8 protein-coding genes are annotated in these 7,470 nt (G+C 36.1%); all 8 read right to left on the reverse strand.

Translation table 11 applies throughout. The features are described from left to right. Positions 1-123: 123 nt before the first annotated feature. Positions 124-1,797 carry an FAD-dependent oxidoreductase gene (locus tag AB3I27_RS13760; protein WP_104890100.1) on the reverse strand — a complete coding sequence of 558 codons (1,674 nt, stop codon included), beginning with the start codon at positions 1,795-1,797 and terminating at the stop codon, positions 124-126. Positions 1,798-1,817: 20 nt separating this feature from the next. Continuing rightward, positions 1,818-2,873 (reverse strand): arsenite efflux transporter membrane subunit ArsB, encoded by a 1,056-nt coding sequence (arsB, locus tag AB3I27_RS13765; protein ID WP_003744449.1) that lies wholly within the window; start codon positions 2,871-2,873, stop codon positions 1,818-1,820. Positions 2,874-2,902: 29 nt separating this feature from the next. Continuing rightward, the gene (arsB, locus tag AB3I27_RS13770; protein ID WP_221180059.1) at positions 2,903-3,982 is read right to left on the reverse strand and encodes an arsenite efflux transporter membrane subunit ArsB; all 1,080 of its coding nucleotides are present in this window, start codon (positions 3,980-3,982) and stop codon (positions 2,903-2,905) included. 79 nt (positions 3,983-4,061) lie between these two features. Further along, positions 4,062-5,804, reverse strand: a complete 1,743-nt coding sequence (gene arsA, locus AB3I27_RS13775) for an arsenite efflux transporter ATPase subunit ArsA (protein ID WP_104846937.1) — start codon at positions 5,802-5,804, stop codon at positions 4,062-4,064. 35 nt (positions 5,805-5,839) lie between these two features. Beyond that, positions 5,840-6,205: an As(III)-sensing metalloregulatory transcriptional repressor ArsR gene (gene arsR, locus AB3I27_RS13780; protein ID WP_002333379.1), complete on the reverse strand. Its 366-nt coding sequence runs from the start codon at positions 6,203-6,205 to the stop codon at positions 5,840-5,842. Positions 6,206-6,338: 133 nt separating this feature from the next. Further along, positions 6,339-6,710 (reverse strand): arsenite efflux transporter metallochaperone ArsD, encoded by a 372-nt coding sequence (gene arsD, locus AB3I27_RS13785; protein WP_002360740.1) that lies wholly within the window; start codon positions 6,708-6,710, stop codon positions 6,339-6,341. Position 6,711: 1 nt separating this feature from the next. Next, positions 6,712-7,005, reverse strand: a complete 294-nt coding sequence (locus AB3I27_RS13790; protein WP_002333381.1) for a helix-turn-helix transcriptional regulator — start codon at positions 7,003-7,005, stop codon at positions 6,712-6,714. Positions 7,006-7,095: 90 nt separating this feature from the next. After that, a partial coding sequence (locus tag AB3I27_RS13795; protein ID WP_277904481.1) for an ArsA-related P-loop ATPase occupies positions 7,096-7,470 on the reverse strand: 375 nt, incomplete at its 5' end.

Genomic DNA, 7,470 nt, shown 5'->3' on the forward strand with positions numbered 1-7,470 from the left:
AAATATACCAACATTTATTTGATAGTTTAATAGTTTGGCAGCGAGGAAAGCTCCCAAGATACCAGCAAGTCTTGCCAACGCTCTTTTTTCTTCTGTCATCTATTTAATCCCTTCATCATTAAATCAGTTAGAGGCGAGCATTTGGGCAATTATCTGGTAATTTTTATTTCCTCCAGATAAATTATAGACTTCTTTAAATCCTTCGTTTAACAGGATATTTTGAGCAGCATTTCCAGTTACGCCCTTATTACAATACGTGATTGTTGTTACATTTTTATCTAGCTCCGCCACTCTATCACGTATTTCTGCTAATGGAATATGGATAGCCCCTTTAACACAAGAAATTTCATATTGTTTTTTGGAACGAGTATCAATAATTTGCAGTTGTTCTCCACTTGCTTGTCGCTCAATCAATTCAGTTGGAGTCATTAAAGGTGTTCCATTGCTTATTGCATTATCTAACGCCATTCCAGTATAAAGAACGGGGTCTTTCGTTGTCGCAAATGGTGGTGCATAAGCAAGGTCTAAATGGAACAAATCTTCTGCTACTGCACCAAATGAAATTGCAGTGGCAATTACGTCAATTCGTTTATCTACACCTTGCTCTCCAATAATCTGAGCTCCAAGAATTCTCCCGCTACTTTTATCTGCTAAAGCTTTGATTGTCAGCTCTTTTCCACCTAAGTAGTCCGCATGATCTGGCTTAATATTATAAAGAATAGCTGTCTCTAATCCTTCTAATTTAGCTTCTTTTTCTGTTAAACCAGTATATGCAACCGCTAAATCAAAAACTCGAACAATACCAGTTCCTAAAATACCACGATGTTCCAGTGTTCCTCCTGTGATGATATCACCAGCAATTCTACCCATCTTATTAGCAGTTGATCCAAGTGGGCGATATATTGGTTTATCTGTAATGACAGAATAGCTCTCAGCAACATCTCCTACCGCATAAATATGTGGTACCGTTGTCTGCATTTTCTTATTCACTTTAATCGCACCAGATTTTCCCAATTGAATAGTTGTCGATTGAATAAGTGAAGTATTCGGAGTAACACCAGCTGCAAGAATGACTAAATCCGATTTGATTGTTTGCTCTTGATTGGTTGCTAATTCAGTAATGTAGCCATCCTTCTCCATTACTTTTGTGATCGTTGTATTCAATTGAAGCTTAACATGATTTTTTTCAAGCTCCTTTTGGACACGATAAGCCATATCAGCATCCATTTGTTTCATGACTTGATTGCCACGTTGAATAATAGTTACCTCTATTCCTTTATGAACCAATTGCTCTGCCATTTCTAATCCAATAAAGCCTGCACCAATAATAGTAGCTTGTTGTGGCTTTTCTTTTTCAATAAATGAGTGAATGGCAGCAGCATCTTGAATAGTACGAACATGAAAAAGATTTCTATTAGCTTGCTTTGCTTTAAAAATATCTGGCACAATCGGTTTGGCTCCTGTTGCTAAAACCAGTTCATCATAGGATTCGGTTTTCTTCTCTTTTGTTTGAAGATTCTCAACCTCAAGTGTTTGAGTTTCAGGATGAATAGCTGTCACTCGATGCTCTGTAAAAATATCTACATTATAACGCTTTTTAAACCATGCAGCATTTCTAGGGGTCAACTTATCTAACTCTTCAACTTCATCTCCTATATAATAAGGAATCCCGCAAATTGAATAGGAAATATCCTTGTCTTGGTCGTAGACAACAATCTCTGCTTCCTCTGTATTTCGTCTAGCCTTTGCAGCCACACTTGTCCCAGCTGCTACTGAACCAATAATCACAATTTTCATAAAGATGCCTCATTCCTTTTTTAAGTTTGCTTAAAATATTTTTGCTTAAATTTCAATGCTACATTTACTAAACCAATCAAAACCGGAACTTCCACTAGTGGACCAATTACTGCTGCAAAGGCTTCCCCTGAATTAATACCAAATACGCCAACTGCTACCGCAATTGCTAATTCAAAATTATTGCTCGCTGCGGTAAACGATAATGAAGCTGCAATTGGATAACTGGTTCCCATACGTTTAGAAATAAAGAATGAAACAAAGAACATAAGGACAAAATAAATGAGTAATGGAATGGCAATCCTTACTACATCCATTGGAAGTTCAATGACTTTTTCTCCTTTAACGGAGAACATCACAACAATTGTAAATAATAAGGCAACCAATGTAATTGGACTAATTTTAGGAATGAATTTTTCTTCATACCATTTCTTTCCTTTTTTCTTTATTAGAATCCAACGAGATAAAAAGCCTGCAATGAAAGGAATACCTAAATAAATGAAAACACTTGTTGCAATCTCACCCATTCCAATTGAAACAGCATGCGTTTCTAAGCCTAACCATCCCGGAATAACTGTCACAAAAATATAGGCAAACACTGAATAAAAGATAATTTGAAAAATGGAATTGAACGCCACTAATCCTGCCGTATACTCATTGTCCGCTTGAGCTAAGTTACTCCACACAATCACCATTGCAATACAACGAGCCAGACCAATCATAATTAACCCTACCATATACTCAGGATAATCATGTAAAAAGACAACAGCTAAAATAAACATTAAAATGGGACCGACAATCCAGTTTTGGAAAAGTGATAATAATAAAACCTTCCAATCTTTAAAGACACGCCACATCTCTTCATATTTCACCTTAGCTAACGGTGGATACATCATTAATATTAAGCCTATCGCAATAGGTATAGAAGTTGTTCCAACTTCCAGTTTATTTATTCCTGTCACAACCTCTGGTACAAAATAACCCAAACCAATACCAAAGCCCATTGCAAGAAAAATCCATAGGGTTAAATAACGATCTAATAATGATAATTTTTTTGTTACACCTGCCACAATCAACATCTCCAAGTAATAAATTTAGTCTTCTTCAACTAGCTTCTTAACGATTGAGGTAACTCATTTTTTTCAAACCATCCAACCGTACTATTCGCAACTTTAACTAATAACAACATGACTGGTACTTCAACTAATACGCCCACTACTGTTGCTAATGTTGCCCCTGACTGTAAACCAAATAGTGAGATGGCTACTGCTACTGATAATTCAAAGAAATTACTAGCTCCAACCATGCCTGCCGGAGCAGCAATCGAATGAGGCAACTTCCAAAAACGAGCCCATGTATACGCAATAGCAAAAATCAATAGTGTTTGAATGGTTAGCGGAATGGCAATTAAAAGAATGTGCAGTGGATTATTCAAGATTCTTTCACCTTGGAAAGAAAAAATAATCACTAGCGTTAAAAGCAACCCAATAATTGTAACCTTATCAAATTTCTTTAGAAAGACTGTTTCAAAATAATGAAGTCCTTTATTTTTTATAATGACTGTTCGAGTGACAACACCTAAAAGAAGTGGAATCACTACAAATAAAACAGTCGACAAGATCAACGTATTAATTGGAACAGCTACATTTCCAATACCTAATAAAATAGCAACGATTGGCGCATACAACACTAAAATAATTAAATCATTAATCGCAACTTGAACCAATGTATAAGCTGGATCTCCTTTGGTTAAGTAACTCCAAACAAAGACCATTGCAGTACAAGGTGCCGCACCTAACAATACTGCTCCTGCAACATATTCTTTGGCTAAATCATTTGGGATAATCCCTTTAAATACAACGAAAAAGAAAAAAGCTGAAATGGCGTACATTGTAAATGGTTTAATTAACCAATTCACTGTACAAGTTACAATCAAACCTTTAGGTTTCTTAGCTGCATTAACAATACTAGTAAAATCTATTTTCAACATCATCGGATAGATCATCAACCAAATTAAGATTGCTGTTGGAATAGATACTTGATAATACTCGAATTTCCCTAAAGTTGCTGGAACAGCTGGCAAATATTTTCCAATTAAAACACCCGTAACCATACACAAAGCCACCCAAAGCGTTAAATATTTTTCAAATATTCCCAATCCTTTTTGTTCTTCTTTTTCCATCATCATCTTCCTCCATCATAAAATTCAAATAAGTGCATGATAGATAGAAAAATTTCTATCTATCAATTAAAAAAATAAAATGCTCCTAATTCAATATATTGTGTAGTGCTTCTCCAGAGATTTCTTCTGCATGCCATTCTACAACCCCATAATGATTATTAGATAATTCTGCTACTTTATCAATCCATGTATTTTCATTTTGTGCTCGGGCTAGTAACATTGGATTTGTTGTACCACTTGTTAACATACTGTTATTCACGACCCACCATGTATGAGCAATGCCTGCTCGATCCAAGTCTTCCTGTAGTCGCATAGATTCATAAACAGGTGTTGTTTCAGGTAAAGTGACCATCACCACTTCGGTTTCTTTTCCATCTTGCAAACGAGGTAAGAGACGTTTCACTGATTCTGGTACTTCACCAGATGTCCGCTCTACTTCTTTATGGTAGCTTTGGGTAGAATCAAGTAATAGTAATGTATGTCCTGTTGGTGCGGTATCAATAACTACCACATCACAATCGGCATCATCCACAATCTCTGCAAAAGCTCTGAATACAGCGATTTCTTGTGTACAAGGCGAACGCAAATCTTCTTCTACATAAGCAACATCATCTGGTGACATCGTTTCACGAGCCTTGCTTAATACTTCTTCTGTATAATCTGCTAATTCCTTGTCCTCATCGATATGACTCACCTTGATTTGATCGGATTCAGAAATCACAAATTGTAAATGAGCAGCTGGATCGGTTGTAGCCAAATGAACTTTCTTGCCTTTATCTGCTAAACCAGTGGCAATTGCCGCAGCAATAGTCGTTTTCCCAACGCCACCTTTACCCATTGTAAAAATCACTTTTTTACCAGATTGATGCAACTCATTCACGATGTCTTTCAATCTAGGAAATGCTCTTGGTGTGACTAGTTCAGTTAAAAATTCACCTTGATTGGATTTCAACAATTGGCGTAGATTTTCAACACCAGTCACATTGTAAGAACGTAAAGGAATACTGTACTCAGGAAAAGCTTTCAAACTCTCTGGCATTTGTGCCAACGCTTCTTGTTGTCCATCATAAATCAATTGAGATACTTTATCTGTTGCTTCCTCTAAGACGCCATTCACTAATAAAACTTGATTTTCAATGCCTATCTCTTGTAATTCTTTAGAAGCTCGATCTGCTTCTAAAAGTGGTGCCTTTTGTGGTCTTGTTACAAGCATTAAAGTTGTTTTTGCTCCATCAGCTAATGTGGCTACAGCATGCTCATAAATTTCCTTTTTATCACCTAAACCAGATAATTGACCTAAGCATGAAGCTCCTGTTGTATTTTCATCCATAAAATTACTCCATGCAGACGGTAACTGTAACATTCTTAACGTGTGACCTGTTGGTGCAGTATCAAAAATAATATAATCATACTTTTTCTCTGCTTCTGGATCAGTTAAAAAACCAGAAAATTCATTGAAGGCAGCAATCTCTACTGTACAAGAACCAGATAATTGTTCCTCCATATTCGCTAATGCAGAATCAGGTAGTTTCCCTCTAAATGGTCCTACAACACTTTCTTTATAGTCATCAGCTGCTGTTACAGGATCAAAATTTGCTACAGTTAATCCCGGAACTTCTGGAATTTCTTTCCCTTTATTTGTTAATTCTGTTTGAAAAACATCTTGTAAATTACTTGCTGGATCGGTACTGACTAACATAACTTTTTTCCCACTATCTGCTAAATAAGTAGCAGTGCCACAAGCAGTCGTTGTTTTACCAACACCTCCCTTTCCTGTAAAAAATAGATACTTTGTTAATGGTAACTGATCTGGTTGGTACAATTTCATGTTTGGTTTCCTCCTTTAAATTTAACATCTTCATTCTAAGCAGTTGTTACTTTCTTTGTAGCTGTTACTCTCCCTTTACCCTCACAAGAACATGCAGCATTATCAATCGTATGACAAATACAGTCATCTGTGTTTTGAATGATTGTTTGAATGACACCAGATAATACTTTCATATTTTCCGCATTCAATGAATAGTTGTGCCATGTCCCTGATTTTCTGGCTTGAACAATCCCTGCATTCATTAACAATTTCATGTGATGGGAAAGCGTTGGTTGTGTAAATTCAAAATGCTCTAATAAATCACATGCACAACGCTCACCACAAGAGAGCATATCCACAATTTGAACCCTTTTTGGGTCTCCTAATGCTTTAAAAACTTTTGCTGTTAATTCATAATCCATCTTTCATCCCTCCATACATAGAAATTCTTCTATATATAATATAGATGTTCATCTATCTATTGTCAATAGATTCTGTCTCACTTAATAAAAAAGCCTATGAGAATCTCTTCTCATAGGCTTTAGTTTCTTCGTTTTAGCAACATCCAGATGATGGAGAGCAGCAACTATTTGATTGTTCTTCTTTCTTATCCTCTGAGAAATTAACACCAGTATAGACACTAAACTCCTCATTTGACGGATAACCAGCCATTTTCACAATTTCACCATCTAATAAAACAACTGGTAGTATGTCGGCTCCTTTAGACTGTAACAACTCCCCAACTTTTTCATTTTCTACGAATGCCGCAGGATTACCTGTTAAATTAAAACGCTCTACTTCTACACCATCGGCTTTTTCCAATGTTTGAATAATAGAGGAAACTCGAAGCAATTCTGTATCTACTCCGGGACCACAAACTCCTGTGTCACAACACATTGCTGGTTCATACAACGATACTTTACTCATTTTACATAACTCCTTCTTTTTGTTTTATATTCAATATCTGATGTATTAATTCTTGAAATTCTTCAATATTCTCTGTTACCAGAGAATAATATTGCCATTTGCCTTCCTTACGTGCGGTTACTACTCCCGCCTCAATTAAAACCTTCATATGATGTGATAGTGTCGGCTGAGTAAAATCAAAATTATCCAAAATATCACATGCACACTTTTCACCAGTTGAAATCATATCTAATATTTGAAGTCTATTAGGCTCTGCAATTGCCTTCATAATTTTTGATAATCCTAAATAATCCATATTCTCACCTCCATATAGATGTTCATCTATATTTAATATAGAACTTTATCTATGTTTTGTCAATGAGTAAAATATGAGTTATCTCGTAAATTATAAAATATCTCTTAAAGCATCTCCTGAAATATCCTCAGCTTTCCATTCAATCACTGGGTAATGATTGTTAGACAGCTCTGCTACCTTATCAATCCAAACTTCTTCATTTTGTGCTCTTGCTAAAAGCATTGGGTTCGTTGTTCCGCTAGAAAGCATGCTATTGTTCACTACCCACCAAGTACGAGCGATTCCCGCTCTCTCCAAGTCATCTTTTAATCGAATTAATTCATAAACAGGTGTTGCTTCGGGTAATGTGACCATTACTACTTCTGTTTCATCCCCATTTTGTAACTTAGGCAGTAGCTTTTGAACAGACTCGGGTATATCTCCAGAAGAACGTTCAATCTCTTTGTGGTAGCTTTGTGTTGAATC

The organism is Enterococcus sp. C46, from assembly GCF_040887565.1.
In the GTDB taxonomy this organism is placed as follows: Bacteria; Bacillota; Bacilli; order Lactobacillales; family Enterococcaceae; genus Enterococcus_B; species Enterococcus_B lactis.